This window comes from Xanthobacter wiegelii (assembly GCF_043193855.2).
Lineage (GTDB): Bacteria > Pseudomonadota > Alphaproteobacteria > Rhizobiales > Xanthobacteraceae > Xanthobacter > Xanthobacter flavus_A.
Window position 1 is genome coordinate 166,256 of record NZ_JBAFUY020000003.1, and the last position, 14,801, is coordinate 181,056.

Annotated in this window: 19 protein-coding genes; 9 read left to right on the forward strand and 10 right to left on the reverse strand. The window is 62.9% G+C overall.

Features of this window, described 5'->3' with window-relative positions; all coding sequences use genetic code 11:
• Positions 1–59 precede the first annotated feature (59 nt).
• The 5 genes from V5F63_RS26525 to V5F63_RS26545 all read right to left on the reverse strand — a co-directional run bounded on the left by V5F63_RS26525 (position 60) and on the right by V5F63_RS26545 (position 4,746).
• Complete coding sequence (locus tag V5F63_RS26525) at positions 60–779, reverse strand: nickel/cobalt transporter (protein ID WP_394072550.1); 720 nt, start codon at positions 777–779, stop codon at positions 60–62.
• A 5-nt stretch (positions 780–784) separates the two neighbouring features.
• On the reverse strand, positions 785–1,219 hold the full coding sequence (locus V5F63_RS26530; protein ID WP_394072533.1) for a YqaA family protein: 435 nt from the start codon (positions 1,217–1,219) through the stop codon (positions 785–787).
• A 60-nt stretch (positions 1,220–1,279) separates the two neighbouring features.
• Positions 1,280–3,106, reverse strand: coding sequence for a heavy metal translocating P-type ATPase (locus tag V5F63_RS26535; protein ID WP_394072531.1), 1,827 nt, complete (start codon positions 3,104–3,106; stop codon positions 1,280–1,282).
• A 124-nt stretch (positions 3,107–3,230) separates the two neighbouring features.
• Entirely contained in the window at positions 3,231–4,457 is a 1,227-nt protein-coding gene (locus tag V5F63_RS26540; RefSeq protein WP_394072529.1) for a nickel/cobalt efflux transporter, read from the reverse strand.
• A gap of 7 nt (positions 4,458–4,464) precedes the next feature.
• Positions 4,465–4,746 carry a metal-sensing transcriptional repressor gene (locus V5F63_RS26545; RefSeq protein WP_394072527.1) on the reverse strand — a complete coding sequence of 94 codons (282 nt, stop codon included), beginning with the start codon at positions 4,744–4,746 and terminating at the stop codon, positions 4,465–4,467.
• Between the two features lie 104 nt (positions 4,747–4,850).
• Here V5F63_RS26545 and V5F63_RS26550 point away from each other — a divergent pair, with 104 nt between their 5' ends.
• From V5F63_RS26550 to V5F63_RS26560, 3 genes are all read left to right on the forward strand, one after another.
• Positions 4,851–5,240 (forward strand): hypothetical protein, encoded by a 390-nt coding sequence (locus V5F63_RS26550; RefSeq protein ID WP_394072525.1) that lies wholly within the window; start codon positions 4,851–4,853, stop codon positions 5,238–5,240.
• A gap of 115 nt (positions 5,241–5,355) precedes the next feature.
• The gene (locus V5F63_RS26555; RefSeq protein WP_394072548.1) at positions 5,356–6,024 is read left to right on the forward strand and encodes a HupE/UreJ family protein; all 669 of its coding nucleotides are present in this window, start codon (positions 5,356–5,358) and stop codon (positions 6,022–6,024) included.
• A gap of 23 nt (positions 6,025–6,047) precedes the next feature.
• Complete coding sequence (locus tag V5F63_RS26560; RefSeq protein WP_298316530.1) at positions 6,048–6,701, forward strand: transmembrane anchor protein; 654 nt, start codon at positions 6,048–6,050, stop codon at positions 6,699–6,701.
• A gap of 499 nt (positions 6,702–7,200) precedes the next feature.
• On the opposite strand, the gene V5F63_RS26565 is transcribed toward V5F63_RS26560, so the two are convergent.
• Genes V5F63_RS26565 through V5F63_RS26575 form a run of 3 tightly spaced genes read right to left on the reverse strand, consistent with a single transcriptional unit; the run spans position 7,201 to position 8,197 of the window.
• The gene (locus V5F63_RS26565; RefSeq protein ID WP_298316528.1) at positions 7,201–7,365 is read right to left on the reverse strand and encodes a hypothetical protein; all 165 of its coding nucleotides are present in this window, start codon (positions 7,363–7,365) and stop codon (positions 7,201–7,203) included.
• Entirely contained in the window at positions 7,338–7,562 is a 225-nt protein-coding gene (locus tag V5F63_RS26570) for an FAD-dependent monooxygenase (RefSeq protein WP_509210860.1), read from the reverse strand. The genes V5F63_RS26565 and V5F63_RS26570 overlap by 28 nt, the downstream gene beginning before the upstream one ends.
• The gene (locus tag V5F63_RS26575) at positions 7,559–8,197 is read right to left on the reverse strand and encodes a Ros/MucR family transcriptional regulator (RefSeq protein ID WP_394072522.1); all 639 of its coding nucleotides are present in this window, start codon (positions 8,195–8,197) and stop codon (positions 7,559–7,561) included. The genes V5F63_RS26570 and V5F63_RS26575 overlap by 4 nt, the downstream gene beginning before the upstream one ends.
• Positions 8,198–8,371: 174 nt before the next feature.
• Here V5F63_RS26575 and V5F63_RS26580 point away from each other — a divergent pair, with 174 nt between their 5' ends.
• A complete protein-coding gene (locus V5F63_RS26580; RefSeq protein WP_394072520.1) occupies positions 8,372–9,235 on the forward strand; it encodes a hypothetical protein in 864 nt (287 codons plus the stop codon).
• Positions 9,236–9,310: 75 nt separating this feature from the next.
• On the opposite strand, the gene V5F63_RS26585 is transcribed toward V5F63_RS26580, so the two are convergent.
• Positions 9,311–10,012, reverse strand: coding sequence for an RES family NAD+ phosphorylase (locus tag V5F63_RS26585; protein WP_394103204.1), 702 nt, complete (start codon positions 10,010–10,012; stop codon positions 9,311–9,313).
• Positions 10,005–10,691, reverse strand: coding sequence for a hypothetical protein (locus V5F63_RS26590; protein ID WP_394072516.1), 687 nt, complete (start codon positions 10,689–10,691; stop codon positions 10,005–10,007). Before V5F63_RS26590 ends, V5F63_RS26585 begins: the two co-directional genes overlap by 8 nt.
• Positions 10,692–10,855: 164 nt before the next feature.
• Between V5F63_RS26590 and V5F63_RS26595 the strand changes: the two genes are divergently transcribed.
• From V5F63_RS26595 to arsH, 5 genes are read left to right on the forward strand one after another with little or no spacing between them, the layout of a single operon-like run.
• Positions 10,856–11,227, forward strand: a complete 372-nt coding sequence (locus V5F63_RS26595; protein WP_394072514.1) for an ArsR/SmtB family transcription factor — start codon at positions 10,856–10,858, stop codon at positions 11,225–11,227.
• Entirely contained in the window at positions 11,220–11,747 is a 528-nt protein-coding gene (locus V5F63_RS26600; RefSeq protein WP_394072512.1) for an arsenate reductase ArsC, read from the forward strand. The genes V5F63_RS26595 and V5F63_RS26600 overlap by 8 nt, the downstream gene beginning before the upstream one ends.
• 8 nt (positions 11,748–11,755) lie before the next feature.
• Positions 11,756–12,181: an arsenate reductase (glutaredoxin) gene (gene arsC, locus V5F63_RS26605; protein WP_394072510.1), complete on the forward strand. Its 426-nt coding sequence runs from the start codon at positions 11,756–11,758 to the stop codon at positions 12,179–12,181.
• Positions 12,182–12,190: 9 nt separating this feature from the next.
• On the forward strand, positions 12,191–13,246 hold the full coding sequence (gene arsB / locus V5F63_RS26610; protein WP_394072508.1) for an ACR3 family arsenite efflux transporter: 1,056 nt from the start codon (positions 12,191–12,193) through the stop codon (positions 13,244–13,246).
• A complete protein-coding gene (arsH, locus tag V5F63_RS26615) occupies positions 13,246–13,938 on the forward strand; it encodes an arsenical resistance protein ArsH (RefSeq protein WP_394016356.1) in 693 nt (230 codons plus the stop codon). Before arsB ends, arsH begins: the two co-directional genes overlap by 1 nt.
• Positions 13,939–14,801 lie beyond the last annotated feature (863 nt).

The window sequence follows — 14,801 nt, forward strand, 5'->3', positions numbered from 1 at the left end:
TCTAACATCGCCGCGTGACGATGGGGCAGACCGCCCGGCGGATGAACTGGACTGCGGCTTCATCGCCAGATCAGCTCGCGCACGGCAATGGTTGTGAGCAACAGCCCGGCGATCCCCTCGATGGCTCTTGTGATCCTGTCCAGCAGCAGTGGCCGGCCTTCGATCAGATGAACGACCCTCTGGCGAAAGAGGATCGTCGCGACCGCCACCAGCGACAGGACCAGCGCAACGCCGATCATCATCGTGACCGCGAAGGCGACACCGGCCTCCGGCACGCCCCGTGAAATCGCGAAGGTCATGACGAACAGCGTCAGCGGACAAGGGATGAGGCCGGCCATGAAGCCGAAGGCCATGCCTTCGCCGTGGTCATGCTGGTGCGGCCTATGCCGGAAGGCGCGATACAGCATCCACAGGCCGATCAGGCCGAGAAGCCCGCGGCTGACGTCTTCGAGCATTGGCGCGCGCCCGACGCTGCCCAGGCTGATCGAGACCAGCGGCAGCGCCAACAGCGCGATGATCACCGACATGGTGACATGGGTGAACGACAGTGCGAGCGACACGCCGAGCCCGCGAACGAGGCCGGACGGCGATCCGGCAAGATAGGTGGCCAGCACCGCCTTGCTGTGGCCCGGCGTCATGGCGTGGGCGGCGCCGAACAGGATGCCCATGGGCAGATAGACCAGAAACGCGCCCCAGCCGCCGCCATTGGCGAACGCGGTGATCTGGTTCGCAAAAGCCAGATAGATCTCGCGCTGGAAACTGATCAGCTCCTGGAGCATCTGCGTCATGCGAATCCCAGTGTTGCGGCCGCGAGAACAAGGTAGCGGCCAATCTTGGCGATTGTGACAAGCAGCAGGAACATCGGGAACGGCTCACGCAGAACGCCGGCGACGACGGTGAGCGGATCGCCGATGATCGGCGCCCAGCTCAGCAGCAGCGACCATTTCCCGTAGCGGCGATACCAGCGCTGCGCGCGCTCCAGTTTCCCGCCGCTTGCCGGGAACCAGGGCCGGTCCCGGAACCGCTCGATGCCGCGCCCGAGCAGCCAGTTGATCACCGATCCCAGCACATTGCCGACGCTCGCCACCGTGATCAGCAGCCCCGGCGAATAATCCGCGACCAGCAGCCCGACCAGAACCGCTTCCGACTGCATCGGCAGGATGGTCGCGGCGGTGAGCGCGGCCAGGAACAGGCCGGCATAGACGGCGAGATCGGCCATCACTCTGGTCCTGTCGAGTAGCGACGAGCATGCGCAACGGCGAAAGGCCACAACGCATTGTCAAACGTCACGGATGCGAATGCGCAGCAATTTTGCCGAATTCAGGAACACCAGGATATCAGGACCCAAGTGCAACATGGCAGCCTCGATGGGGCCGATCCAGCCCATCAGCGCCGCGGTAATGCCCAAGACATGCACAACACCGACGCCAACGAAGAGATTCTCTTGAATTGTCCGGTAAGCACGTCGAGCAATCGCGCGGGCGCTGACAATTTTTGTGAGATCATCCTTCATCAATGCAATGTCGGCGGCCTCCAGCGCCGCCTGCGTGCCGCCGCTGCCCATCGCAATGCCGACATCGGCGCGTGCCAGCGCCGGCGCGTCGTTGATGCCGTCGCCGACCATCGCCACGCGATGACCCTGCCTTTGCAGTTCGGCGATGGCGGCAACCTTGTCCTGCGGCATCAAATCGGCACGCACTTCATCCACGCCGAGTTCCTTGGCGATGGTCCGCGCCGTGGCCTCATTATCACCCGTCAGCATGACGATGCGCTTCACCCCGGTCGCGCGGAGTCGTGCCAGCGCTTCGCGCGCACCGGGCCGCAATGTGTCTGCAATGAAGATCACGCCCGCGAACCTGCCATCGATCGCGACGTGAACCGGCGTCTGTCCGCCATTCTCGATCGCATCGGAAAGCGGCACGCCGCTCTCGCGCAACAAGGATGCATTTCCGACCAGCACGGCGCGGCCGGAGACCGTCGCCTTCACACCGCGCGCCTGCAACTGCTGATACTGTTCCGGTTCCGGGACGTCGATTTTCATCCGGGCGGCGTAGTTGACGACTGCCTTTGCCAAGGGGTGAGCCGAGCGCCGATCAGCAGCGGCGGCAAGGCTGATCAGATCAGCTTCCGAAATCGTGCCATCTTGCATCTCCACGCCGACGACCTCCGGCTTGTTCGCCGTCAGGGTGCCCGTCTTGTCGAACACCAGGACGTCGACCTTGGCCAACGACTCCAGATAGATGCCTCCTTTGACCAGAATTCCGCTGCGTGCGGCCCGCGCAATGGCTGCGATGATCACCAGCGGGGTCGCCAATCCGAGTTCGGCAGGCGATGTAAAAATCAGCAGAGTGACGATCATCCGGATGTCGCGAGTATAAAGATAAACCGCAACGAGGAAGATCAGCACGACCGGAATCAGCCATGACGCGACCTTGTCCGCCAGTTTCTGGACGGGTGCCTGTTCCGCTTCGGCATTCTCGACCAGACTGATGATGCGGGCAAAGGTGGTGTCGGCACCGACCTTCTCGGTCTCGATGTCCAAAGCGCCGGATTCGACGATGGTCCCCGCAAAGACATCGGCACCGTCGCTTTTGTCCTTCGGAATGCTCTCGCCTGTGATCGACGCTTCGTTGACCGAAGCCGCTCCGCCGACGACGGTGCCGTCGACCGGGATCTTCTCGCCGGCCCGCACCAAGACAACGTCGCCTGCGCGCAGTTTCTCGATCGGGACAATGCGTTCGCCGCGCGCGTCTCTCACAAGCGCAACCTGCGGCACGGAGCCGATCAGGTCTTTGATAGAGGCTCGCGCGCGATCCATATTCAGATCGGCGATGAACTCGGCGATCAGAATGATCACCATGAGGACCGCGCCGGCGACGGTCTCGCCTCCGATCAGCGCGACCACCGTGGCGATGGTGACGAATATCTCGGTGCCGATCTTACGCTCTTTTACGAGGTCAACGACGCCGGTCTTGACAAGCGGATACAAGCCGATGGCAACGGCCACCCACAAGGCTTGTATCGGAATGAGCTGCCGCCAATACAGCAACGCCATCAGGCCGGTAAAGACGATGCGCGCGACCTCGAACCAGCGCTCGCGCGTCATCAGCGATCGCCAACCCGATGGACCCGCTACAGGCGCCGGTGCAACGCTTTCGGCGCCTGATATCTCGGACATCATGATCGGCTCGCTGTCTCGGATTGCGTTCTTGGCTTGAAACGTGAGCGCATCAGGCCCCGGCGGCGGATAGTCCCGCCCAACCGTGGTATCCGACGTAGAGGCCGACCGCGATGATGAGGAGGCTGGAGAAATAGGGGGCCCGCCGGGCGAAGGTCGAGAACCACGACCAGCGCTTGGTCGCGTGGCGGACGCTCAGTGCCGCAGCCGCGCCGACCGTCACCAGCGTGATCGCCAGACCGATCGAGAAGCACAGCACCAGCGCGAAGCCGAGCGTGAACTCCTTGAGTTGAAGGCAGAGCAGCAGGACGGTGATCGCCGCCGGGCATGGGATCAGGCCGCCGGTCAGCCCGAACATGATGATCTGCCAGGTGGTGACGTCGCGGTCGGCAAACTGGCGGCGGATGTCGTTGGCGTGCGCCAGCTCGTGCGCGTCTTGATAGCCGTCGGTCGCCACCTCGAGCCCGCGCAGTTCCTCGTGCATGCGGTCGTGGCCCTGTCCCTCGACGAAGGACAGGTCGTAGTCGTGGGTGTGGCCGCCATGGCCGAGGCTGACCCGCGCCATGAACTCATGCGGCTCGGGAATCTCGTCGACGGATTCGAGATAGCCGCCACGGTCGACGAAGGTGAAGGCCCGCCGTGCGCCGTCCGGCCGCTCGGTGACGACGGTCACGTCACCGGCCGTCCAGGCGTGACCGCGCTCGGTGCGGATGCGCCAGCGCGGCGGCACGCCATCCTCGAACACCTCGACCGCGACGACGCCATGGCCAGTGTCGATGCGGCGGATATCCTCCCCATGGGCATGACCGCCATGGCCATGGCCATGATCGTGCCCATGATGACCCTCATGGGCGTGGCTATCATCATGATCTCCATGTGGGTGAGGATGATCGTGCCCATGGCCGTGATCGCCGGCTGCGGCCTTGGCCCGCTGCTGATCCTGCCACGTGCGCCAGAGCATCCACAGCGCGATCGCGATGATGATCGCTGCCGAGGCGAGCTGGAAATACGGCTCGAACGTCTCGGCATCGACACCCCGCCAGAGATACATGCCGCCGAGCGCGATGCCCCACACGACGAGGGTGTGCGACGCCGTCGCCGCCAGGCCGAGCAGCACGGCCTGCGTCACGGTTCCACGGACGGCGACGATGAAGGCCGCCATCATCGTCTTGGAATGGCCGGGCTCCAGCCCGTGCAGCGCACCGAGCAGGATCGCGCTCGGGATGAACAGCCAGGCGTGGCCGGAACTCTGTTGGATCAGCTCGGCGAAGGACGGCATCGGGGACTCACAGGTACTTGGTGATTTCCTTGAACTCGTCGATCGAGCGGCGCTGCTCGCGCGCCAGCGGGCCGACGACGTCTTCAAGGCAATGGTCGAGATGGTCCTGGATCAGCGTCCGCTTGGCCTGACAGACTGCCTTCTCGACCGCATGAAGCTGCTGGGCGATATCGAGGCAGGGTCTGCCGGCCTCGATCATTTCGATGATGCCCTTGAGGTGCCCATCGGCGCGCTTCAGCCGCTTGACGATCTCGGGGTGGGTTTCGTGGACGTGAAGGGTTTCGTTCATGGGCTTGATACTATCCCCCTGGAGAGGATATCACAAGACACTGGCCAGGAGATGATTCCGGCCTGACAACGATTCGTTAAGATTTGAGTGAATAGTCGTTGAGCATGCCGAACTGGGCCTACAGCGCAGCCTTTCGCTTCGTCATCGCCGTCGCGATGACGATCGGCATGCTGTTGTCCCCAATGGGCAGCTCCGCCTCGCACAATCCGGTCGCGCTTGCGTCCGCCGAAGCAGCCCGTCATGCTGAATTGGCAGCGCAGATCGAAGCACACGACCACAGCCATGACGACGGCGAAGCCGACGAGCAGAGCCCTGGCCATTCCCACGGCCACAATCCAGCCGATCATACCCATGAGACAGCGAGCATGCTTTCCGGCATCGCACAGCCGGCTCCCTCGATAGGTCGGAGTTGGCTGGCTTACCCGCCGTCGTTTGCCGATCTGGAAACCCGTTTCCGGCTTGAACGCCCTCCGAGACCGATCCTCCTCGCATGATCGCGGCCGCGCACGCGGCCACCCTCAAACGACGACGATAGGAATTCTCATGCAAGGACCCTTCTACGAGGGCCCGCCACGCACGCCTTGCGCGCGCTGGCGGCTCGCCCTTCCCATGCTCATCGCTCTCCTGACCCTGCCGCTGCTCGGCGGGGCGGCCTTCGCCCATGCCGTGGCCGAAGGCGACAAGGGCTACATCCAGGAGATCACCGGCATCAACCTGCTGCCCTTCATCTATCTCGGCGCCAAGCACATGGTGACGGGATACGACCACATCCTGTTCCTGTTCGGCGTGATCTTCTTCCTCTACCGGATGAAGCACATCGGCATCTATGTGAGCCTGTTCGCGCTCGGCCACTCCACGACCATGCTGCTCGGCGTCTATTTCAACGTCGGGATTAACAGCTACATCATCGATGCGATCATCGGCCTGTCGGTGGTCTACAAGGCGCTCGACAATATGGGCGCCTTCCAGCGCTGGCTCGGCTTCCAGCCGAACACCAAGATCGCCACCCTGATCTTCGGCTTCTTCCACGGCTTCGGCCTGTCGACCAAGATCATCGAATACAACATCTCGCCCGACGGTCTCGTGCCGAACCTTCTCGCCTTCAATGTCGGCGTGGAAATCGGCCAGCTCCTGGCGCTCGCCGCCATCCTGATCGTCATGGGCTACTGGCGCCGAACCGACAGCTTCTGGCGCCATGCCTACACTGCCAACACCGTCATGATGACCGCCGGGTTCGTGCTGATCGGCTATCAGCTCACCGGCTGGGTCGTCTCCTGAACATCCGAAAAAGGATTCCTCCCATGTACAACACCGATATTCCGACCCGCGCCGAGCTGCCGACCTCGAAGCAGCTTCTCCGCTCCACCATCATCGCCATCGTCGCGGCGGCGGCGATCCTGGTCACCATCGTCCTGCCGGCCGAGTACGCCATCGACCCGACCGGCATCGGGCGCGCGCTTGGCCTGGCCGAGATGGGCGAGATCAAGACCCAGCTCGCCGATGAGGCGGAACGGGATCGTGCAGCCGGCCAGCAGGGAGAAATCCCGGCCGCGCTGCCGACGCCTGATCAACGTTCCAGCCTGGCCGCCAGGATCTTCGCCGAGCTGGTGATCGGTTCGGCTGCGGCGCAGACCCCGGCAGGCCGCACTGATGTGATGACGATCACGCTGAAGCCGGGCGAAGGCACCGAGGTCAAGCTGGTGATGAATCAGGGTGCCCGCGTGAACTTCTCTTGGACCGTCACCGGAGGTGTCGTGAACTTCGACCTTCATGGCGACGGCGGCGGGCAGCAGACCAGCTACGAGAAGGGGCGCTCGGTGCCGGGCGCCGAAGGAGTGCTGGAGGCTGCCTTCGACGGCAACCACGGCTGGTTCTGGCGAAACCGCGACCGCGCCGACGTTACGTTGACGCTGCGTACCAATGGCGACTACGCGGAGATCAAGCGGGCGCTTTGACCAAGCCCCTCATGGCCGACTTTCGACGATGAAGCGAGGCGGCCTGCTCATCGAGCAGGCCGCCTGACGGAACAATCTCGCTGGCCGAGGCATTCGTTCACGAGGCTGTCGGCCTCACCGAGGAGGATTCGTCCAGCTCCGTCAGACAGGCCTTCTACGAGGGCTCGCGCGCGACGGCTATGTTATCGTCCGGGGCGAGCGGCGCGAGCCGCCAACATTGCGCGCCGCTTTCCCTAAAGATCTTCATGGCCGAGTCGGATTCCGATGATCGAAAGGGACCGTGGAGACCGCTCGATCGTTAGTGGTTGCCGGTGCAGCGTTGAGGTGCTGCTCGAGCTGCGCGATCGCTCCGGAGCCGAGGGCGACGCGGGCAAATCCCGTCGCCAGGAAGGTTCGGCGGTCCATCGGAAAACCTCCCGAGCAGAATGGCGTCGACATGACGATAGGGAATGGACCAGCCTCGCGCGGCCGGCGCAAGACGCTCCCGCCGATCCGCCATTCACGGCCGCGCGAGCGGGAAGTCACGCCATCGCGGCCGCCACCATCCGCCGCGCCTCAAGGTCGCGGCGTGAAAGCGCCCGGCTTCGGCAACCGCCGCAAGGCGATGCTCAAGGACATCGCGGTCCTGACCGATGTTCACGTCGAGCACAAACTCGTCGAGCAAGCCCGACTCATCATCTCCAGCGCGGGTAGGTGAATCGTGTCACCATGAAAATCGCGCAGGAAATCCTCGTGCTTCTCGACGACCGTCACATCGACGCCGGCTTGGGCGAGCAGCAAGCCGAGCATGGGCCAGGCCGGCCCTGCCTCGACGATGACGCAGCCGGTGTCGAGGTCTCCCGCTGCGCCGACCGTCGTCATGAATCGATGGTTGTGGCGGCCTTGCGTCCCCTCTTGGGTCTTGCGGCCGGTTCCACCACCGGCTCAGCAACGGCTTTCGTCCTGCGTGGTGCGCGCTTCGACGCGGCGGTGTCCGGCGCAGCCACAACCGCGGTCGGTGCGCTTGCCTTGATGCGCGAGGCGCGTTTCGGCTTCTCCTCGACCACAGGTGCGGCCTCGACGATTGGCTCAGGCACGGGAGCGGCAGCCTTGCGCAACTGGCCAAGGCCGGACGCCTTCGCCAGCGCTGAGCGGGATTGCGCATAGCTCGGCGCGACCATCGGGTAGTCGGCCGGAAGGTTCCATTTCTGCCGATACTCTGCGGGCGTCAGACCATATTGCGTGCGGAGATGCCGCTTCAGCGATTTGAATTTCTTGCCGTCTTCGAGACAGATGATGAAATCCGGCGTGACCGATTTGCGCACCGACACCGCCGGTCCCGGTTTCTTCTCCGGCCCAATCGGCGCCGCAGCGCCCAGCGACCGGAGGGCAGCGTGGATGTCATCGATCAATTTCGGCAGCTCGGCCGTCGGTACGGAATTGTTGGAAACGTAGGCTGCGACGAGCGCGGCGGAAACCGCCACCAGGTCGGGGGTGTCGGACTGCTCCGGATGCATCCTTGAGTGCCCTTTGTGTTCAATGAGCGCCGCGCTGGACTTGGAATTGCGCGACAGTCACTATTTCAACCATTCGTGGTCCACATCAACTCCGATCGGCGGCGGCGGGCGCCTTCGGTGCTGGACGTCGGATTACACGGCGCATGTAAATAGAACTCCTTAGGGCAACTGACGATGGGGAAGGCGCCGGATTTCGGGCAACGGCAGGCGAAGCTCATCTGCCAGATGCCCTATGACGAGTTGCTCCGATTTATCGCGGAAGGACTGCCCATTCTCCTGGAGAGTGCCAGAGGATTTTGGTCAGCCTCTTGCCATCTGTCAGCGCAGCCACGCGAGGCTGAGGTGTTGGCAGGCTTCGCGCAGGAGGAAGCGGCAAAGATTCTGATTTTGATGGATGCCGTGCGCTGCCCAAGGCACCTCATCGCCGCGAGATTGAGCCAGATCGTCAGTCGGTTCTACGGCCATCTCGAGCGATTGATTTATGCCGACGTTTGCGACGGATGGAGCCAGGACATTGCGGACCTTCGAAAGCGCGTCGAGCCTCTTCGCAAATCTCATTACATAGAAGGTGATGTCGGAGAGTATATCGTTCCGAACGCAAATCTCTATCGGCGCGAAAGTAAACTCTATGCGGACATCGAAGCCTATGAGGACCGCGTTCCAATCTGGAATGCACCGAAGACCTATCCTGGTTTCTTCGAGCCCCGGAAGCCATCCGTTCTTGCTGTCGCCGAAGCGATGGCCGCATTGGGGATGTTTTCATTGCCTGGCCTGAACGCAACAGCGCAGGTGTGGGGAGCGCTGGATTTTGTCGAGCATGAATCGCTGCGAGATGCAGAACGGCTCACGGATCAACTTGTCGAGCGGCTCGTTACGGAGGCGTTGCCCGCCGACTTTGCAACACAAGATCATGTCTTTGTACTCGGTCGACACTGGCCGTTACCAATGTATAACGTCGAGCTCAAAATGGTTGATGTGTCGCTGGAGGATTTGAAGCAGGAGCAGGACCGGATTTTGTGGGCAGAAGCCGGTTACTAGTCACGAACAGCTCGTTGATTATCGGTTTTCACGCAGGCTTTCGTTCCACCCGTTGCCTTGCGGTCTAATACCGCGTCAGGATTTCCCGGAGACGACCTTCACCCCGATGCGATCCGCGAGGGAGATCAGGTCCGCATAGACGCCGGGTGTGCCGATAACCTCGAGCGACGGGGCGATCATGCGCAGCGCGTCGGCCGGAAGCCGGTTGCCGAACAGGATGATCGCGAGCGCACGATCATCCTGCCTCGAAACCCAACATAGTCCGTGAATGTCGGGGCGTGCGGCGTAGAATGCCTCAGCCCAAGGGCGGGTTTGCGGGTAGCGATCTTTCTCAGTGTCGATGAGCTCGATGCGCCGGACGCCCAATCTGCGAAGTGCCGTGGCGCTGAGATCGGCAAGGACGAGATCCTGGTGTGGCTCCAGCCGCGAATAGGTCTGACCCGTGAGTTTGCCCTTGTCGTAGGTCTTGAGACCCGATGAGAAAGGGACATCGTGAAAAACGGTCTCCATGGCGGCGCAATCGAAAGTCGTGCCGCCATAGAGCGTCGGGATTGCAACGTCGGCGCCGTCGACGATCGGGCTGAAGCGCGCATTGCCCTTGAGGCCCGGGTTGAACTGATCGCCGAGATAGGCGTCCAGGTGCATCCGATGAATGATCTGGCCCTTGGGCCAGATCACCGTTGAGGTCTTTGCTCCCAAGTCCGCCGGAGGAGGGGGCGTTGCATCGTCGGGGGCCTTCGCCTTTGCGTGCTTCGGCTCGGCCGGCGGCTTAGCCATGCGTCACGCCTTGCCGCTCATCTTCGGCCGCCGCGATCACGCGCTGAGACTGCTCCACCAGGAGATCCTGCGGACGCTTGCCGCTGAGGAAGCTGTTGTCCGAGGCGAACCAGTATGCGAGCCCCCAATCGTCCTTGCTGCCGTTAAAGACCTTGAGCACGGCGGCGAGAGCCTTGAGCGGGCGATAGCCCGTCTTCGGATCCAGCGCGTAGCCAGGAAAGTAATCGATCCCCCGATGCCGAACTGCGAAGATAATGCCATCCTTCTTCCACTTGTTCGGCTGGGCGCTGGGATTGTTGGTACTGAAGCCGGCCATCTCGGCGATCTGGGCCGCCGTCAGCCATTCACCGCTCTCCAGCACGGCCTTGCGCGCCTCAGCCGTCATCCGCGCCTCGAGCAACATATGCTGGGGGGGAGGGACGTGAGGCACCAACAGTTCAAGGATCGACTGCATGGCCTCAGTCTCGCGGCGTGCGAGAATGGCGCCGACAAGCGGTGCGATGCTCTCGAACGTCTCGGCGAGCGCGCGCACGGCCGGCTCACTGCCGTGTTCGAGGGTCAAAGCGATGACCTGCTTCGGCTTACCGCCGAGATGGTCGAGACGATGCCGGACCTGCTCCGGCGTGCCGGTCATCGTGGCGAAGCCGGCGAGTGCGCCAGTCGCATCGGTGGCAGCCATGGCCGCGTTCCCTTCGTTGGTTATCATGGTTATCCATATAAATAGATAACCAGAATAATCAAGATGGATTCGCCGCAACCTCCGCGCAGCTGCCGTCTCAGGCAGGTGACCTTCACTACCATGCTTGGCTGGACATGATTCCATATATCGAGTAATCTCGAATTATGGAATCAGAAAGAGCCATTCTCGCCTTCGCGGCGCTTGCCCAGTCGACGCGCCTCGACGTGTTCCGGCTGCTGATCGCACGCGAACCGGAAGGGCTGCCGGCCGGCGACATCGCCCGGCACATGAGCGTACCGCAGAACACCATGTCGACCCATCTGGCGATCCTGACACGCGCCGGGCTCATCGAAGCCGAGCGGCAAAGCCGGTCGATCATCTACCGAGCCAAGCTTGATGCGGTGCGCGAGCTTGCCTTCTACCTCGTCAAGGATTGCTGCGGCGGGCGCCCGGAGATCTGCGCCCCGTTGATCGCCGACCTGTCGCCCTGCTGCACACCCAAAAATGAAGCCACCCAGGAGGCTGTTCATGAGTGACCGTATCTACAATGTCCTCTTCCTTTGCACGGGCAATTCGGCGCGGTCGATCCTCGCCGAGAGCATTCTCAACAAGGATGGCGGCGGCCGCTTCCGTGCCTTCTCCGCCGGCAGCCAACCGAAAGGGACTATCAATCCGTTCGCGCTGAAGGTGCTGGAGAGCTTCGACTATCCGACCGAGGGCTTCCGCTCGAAGAGCTGGGAGGAGTTCGCGATGCCGGATGCCCCTGTCATGGATTTCGTCTTCACCGTCTGCGACAACGCCGCCGGTGAAGCGTGCCTGGTGTGGCCAGGCCAGCCGATGACGGCCCATTGGGGGATCGAGGATCCCGCCGCGGTCGAAGGCACGGATATCCAGAAGCAGGCCGCCTTTGTCGCCGCCTTCCGCTACCTCAGGAACCGGATTTCGGTCTTCGCGGCTTTGCCGGTCGCAAGCCTCGACAAGGCCTCGCTCAAGGCGAAGCTCATTGAGATCGGCCAATTCGAAGGGGCAACCTCGCCCCGCCACAGCGCGGCGTGAGGTCGATCATGGATGTCATCATCTATCACAACCCCGACTGCGGTACCTCGCGCAATACGCTGGCGCTGATCCGCAATGCCGGCGTCGAGCCGCATGTCATCGAATATCTGAAGACACCACCGTCACGGGCGATGCTGGTCCAGTTGATCGCGCGGATGGGGATTTCCACGCGCGGGCTGCTGCGCGAGAAGGGAACGCCCTATGCCGAACTCGGTCTCGGCGATCCCGGCCTGACGGATGACGAGCTTCTCGACGCCATGCTGGCGCATCCGATCCTGATCAACCGGCCGATCGTCGTTTCGCCGAAAGGCGTGAGACTCTGCCGGCCGTCAGAAGAGGTTCTCGATCTGCTGCCTTCGCAACTGGGCGCGTTTACCAAGGAAGACGGCGAGCGCGTCATCGACGAGCGCGGCCGCCGCGTCGCGACGGCGTAAGGAAAACCCATGTCCATTTTTGAACGCTATCTCACGCTGTGGGTCGCGCTGTGCATCGTCGCCGGCATCGCGCTCGGGCACATCATGCCCGGCGCATTTCAAGCGATCGGCGCGGCCGAGATTTCCAAGGTCAATCTGCCGGTTGCCGTGCTGATCTGGCTGATGGTCATCCCGATGCTGCTCAAGATCGATTTCGCGGCACTCGGCGAGGTCGGCCGCCACTGGCGCGGCATCGGCGTCACCCTGTTCATCAATTGGGCGGTGAAACCGTTCTCGATGGCGCTGCTCGGCTGGCTGTTTATCGGCTGGCTGTTCCGACCGCATCTGCCGGCCGATCAGATCGACAGTTATATCGCCGGCCTCATCATCCTCGCCGCAGCGCCCTGTACCGCGATGGTGTTCGTCTGGTCGAACCTGACCAAGGGCGAGCCGCATTTCACGCTGAGCCAGGTAGCGCTCAACGACGCCATCATGGTGGTGGCCTTCGCGCCGATCGTCGGCCTGCTGCTCGGCCTCTCCGCTATCACCGTGCCATGGGGCACGCTGGTTCTTTCGGTCGTGCTCTACATCGTCATTCCGGTGATCATCGCGCAGCTTCTTCGACGCCGACTGTTGGCGACAGGTGGGCGAGCCGCGCTCGATCGGCTGCTGACCAAGCTCGGCCCGGTCTCACTCGTCGCGCTGCTGGCAACGCTGGTGCTGCTGTTCGGCTTCCAGGGCGAACAGATCATCGCACAGCCGCTGGTGATCGCGCTGCTCGCCGTGCCGATCCTGATCCAGGTGTATTTCAATGCCGGGCTGGCCTATATCCTCAACCGAGTTGCGGGCGAGCAGCATTGCGTCGCCGGCCCCTCGGCACTGATCGGCGCGTCCAATTTCTTCGAGCTGGCGGTCGCCGCCGCCATCAGTCTATTCGGATTCCATTCCGGAGCTGCGCTCGCCACCGTCGTCGGCGTGCTGATCGAGGTGCCGGTCATGCTCACCGTCGTCTGGATCGTGAACAGGTCCAAGGGCTGGTACGAGCGCGGCGACAAGGTCGCGGCGATTGCCGAGGCCCACCGTTGATGCAGAACGATCTTCCCAATGTCGTTGTCGACAACCTCGACGTGCCGACCATCGACCGGCTGTGCGCGACGCCCTCGACGCATCCGCCGCGTATTCTGTTACTCTATGGATCGCTGCGCGAACGCTCCTACAGCCGGTTCCTGACGCTGGAGGCCGAACGTCTGCTGAAGCACTTCGGTGCGGAGACGCGTATCTTCGATCCGCACGGCCTGCCGCTACCCGACGGCGCGGAGATCGACCATCCGAAGGTGCGAGAACTGCGCGATCTATCGGCATGGTCCGAGGGTCAGGTCTGGACCAGCCCGGAGCGGCACGGCGCCATGAGCGCGGTGATGAAGGCGCAGATCGACTGGATACCACTATCGGTTGGCGTGATACGGCCGACGCAGGGCCGGACGTTGGCCCTCATGCAGGTGTCCGGCGGTTCGCAGAGCTTCAACGCGGTCAACCAGCTTCGTGTGCTCGGCCGTTGGATGCGGATGGTGACCATCCCCAACCAGTCTTCCGTCGCCAAGGCTTACGAGGAATTCGACGAGGCGGGCCGCATGAAGCCATCCTCCTATTACGACCGGGTGGTCGACGTGATGGAGGAATTGGTTAAGTTCACGCTGCTGACACGCGATCTCTCCCCCTATCTCACCAACCGCTACAGCGAGCGCAAAGAAGCGGCAGAGAAGCTAGCTACCGCATGAACTTCGGCAATCGCCGTTTCCAACGCTGCCCACGCGGCAAACAATCTTGCCCCTCCAGCAGTCTTCGGCGCCGGCGGACTGCCGGGAGTGAAGCGGTGCGCGGCTCGGAAGTCCCAGCCCTCGCTCCATCATCCCCTGCCGGCGCCATCTGCGGGCCTGCACCGACATCGGCAGGCGCGGAAACCGCAACTTGCTTCCGCGCCTTTGTCCTGCGAGGTGACGCTCTCGCTTCGATTGCCGGTGATGACGGGTCATGCAGCCAAAGGGGATCGTCCTGGGTCTGCTCGGTTACAGGCGTGCGGTCGCCTTCAACCGTAAGGACCGGCAAGATACGCGGCTCCGTCGGCACCGAATTGGAGGTGGGACTCGACTGACTTGTGATCTCGAACAGTGCGGAGGCTGCTGCCTGCGGAGATTTCGGGATCGAATCAGCTGCGGGTGTCGGAAGGCTCGCAGCCATATCCCTTGCCGAGATCGTCGACGGTCCGAAGGCTTTTCGCGCGCTGCGCTTGTATTCGACAACAAAAGGCTTCGTCGGGCGTTTCATGGAACCGATTCAAGTTGGGAGATCTTTCTCCATTAGCACGGGTCAATGAGGGCATGAATCCTTAACTTCTCAACCGAGTTCCCGTGAGATCTCGAGTTCGGCGGGCTGCGCGATCGGCTCGGCACGGAGATGCTGGCCTGGCGGGAGCGCCGACCCCGCTGTTAGGTGACGTCGAGCTTCGGGTGTATCGGGCCGATGCTGGCCAGGGCGTGATGGCCCGGCGCTAAGCCTGGGTGTTTGCAAAGAGCTTGGACCGTGGCTGGGGATCGACGTGAGGGTTCCTGCCGTTGGTGGCGGTCCGTGGTTCCGGCGGGCG

Bases quoted from the DNA above. Each gene is read 5' to 3' on its own strand.
- V5F63_RS26580 (WP_394072520.1), top strand. From the start codon at position 8,372: ATGGGGAAGGCGCCGGATTTCGGGCAACGGCAGGCGAAGCTCATCTGC.
- V5F63_RS26600 (WP_394072512.1), top strand. From the start codon at position 11,220: ATGAGTGACCGTATCTACAATGTCCTCTTCCTTTGCACGGGCAATTCG.
- V5F63_RS26540 (WP_394072529.1), bottom strand. From the start codon at position 4,457: ATGCCGTCCTTCGCCGAGCTGATCCAACAGAGTTCCGGCCACGCCTGG.
- V5F63_RS26595 (WP_394072514.1), top strand. From the start codon at position 10,856: ATGGAATCAGAAAGAGCCATTCTCGCCTTCGCGGCGCTTGCCCAGTCG.
- V5F63_RS26550 (WP_394072525.1), top strand. From the start codon at position 4,851: ATGCCGAACTGGGCCTACAGCGCAGCCTTTCGCTTCGTCATCGCCGTC.
- V5F63_RS26590 (WP_394072516.1), bottom strand. From the start codon at position 10,691: ATGGCTGCCACCGATGCGACTGGCGCACTCGCCGGCTTCGCCACGATG.
- V5F63_RS26585 (WP_394103204.1), bottom strand. From the start codon at position 10,012: ATGGCTAAGCCGCCGGCCGAGCCGAAGCACGCAAAGGCGAAGGCCCCC.
- V5F63_RS26525 (WP_394072550.1), bottom strand. From the start codon at position 779: ATGCTCCAGGAGCTGATCAGTTTCCAGCGCGAGATCTATCTGGCTTTT.
- V5F63_RS26575 (WP_394072522.1), bottom strand. From the start codon at position 8,197: ATGCATCCGGAGCAGTCCGACACCCCCGACCTGGTGGCGGTTTCCGCC.
- V5F63_RS26545 (WP_394072527.1), bottom strand. From the start codon at position 4,746: ATGAACGAAACCCTTCACGTCCACGAAACCCACCCCGAGATCGTCAAG.
- V5F63_RS26570 (WP_509210860.1), bottom strand. From the start codon at position 7,562: ATGACGACGGTCGGCGCAGCGGGAGACCTCGACACCGGCTGCGTCATC.
- V5F63_RS26555 (WP_394072548.1), top strand. From the start codon at position 5,356: ATGCTCATCGCTCTCCTGACCCTGCCGCTGCTCGGCGGGGCGGCCTTC.
- V5F63_RS26560 (WP_298316530.1), top strand. From the start codon at position 6,048: ATGTACAACACCGATATTCCGACCCGCGCCGAGCTGCCGACCTCGAAG.
- V5F63_RS26535 (WP_394072531.1), bottom strand. From the start codon at position 3,106: ATGACGCGCGAGCGCTGGTTCGAGGTCGCGCGCATCGTCTTTACCGGC.
- V5F63_RS26530 (WP_394072533.1), bottom strand. From the start codon at position 1,219: ATGGCCGATCTCGCCGTCTATGCCGGCCTGTTCCTGGCCGCGCTCACC.
- arsC (WP_394072510.1), top strand. From the start codon at position 11,756: ATGGATGTCATCATCTATCACAACCCCGACTGCGGTACCTCGCGCAAT.
- arsH (WP_394016356.1), top strand. From the start codon at position 13,246: ATGCAGAACGATCTTCCCAATGTCGTTGTCGACAACCTCGACGTGCCG.
- arsB (WP_394072508.1), top strand. From the start codon at position 12,191: ATGTCCATTTTTGAACGCTATCTCACGCTGTGGGTCGCGCTGTGCATC.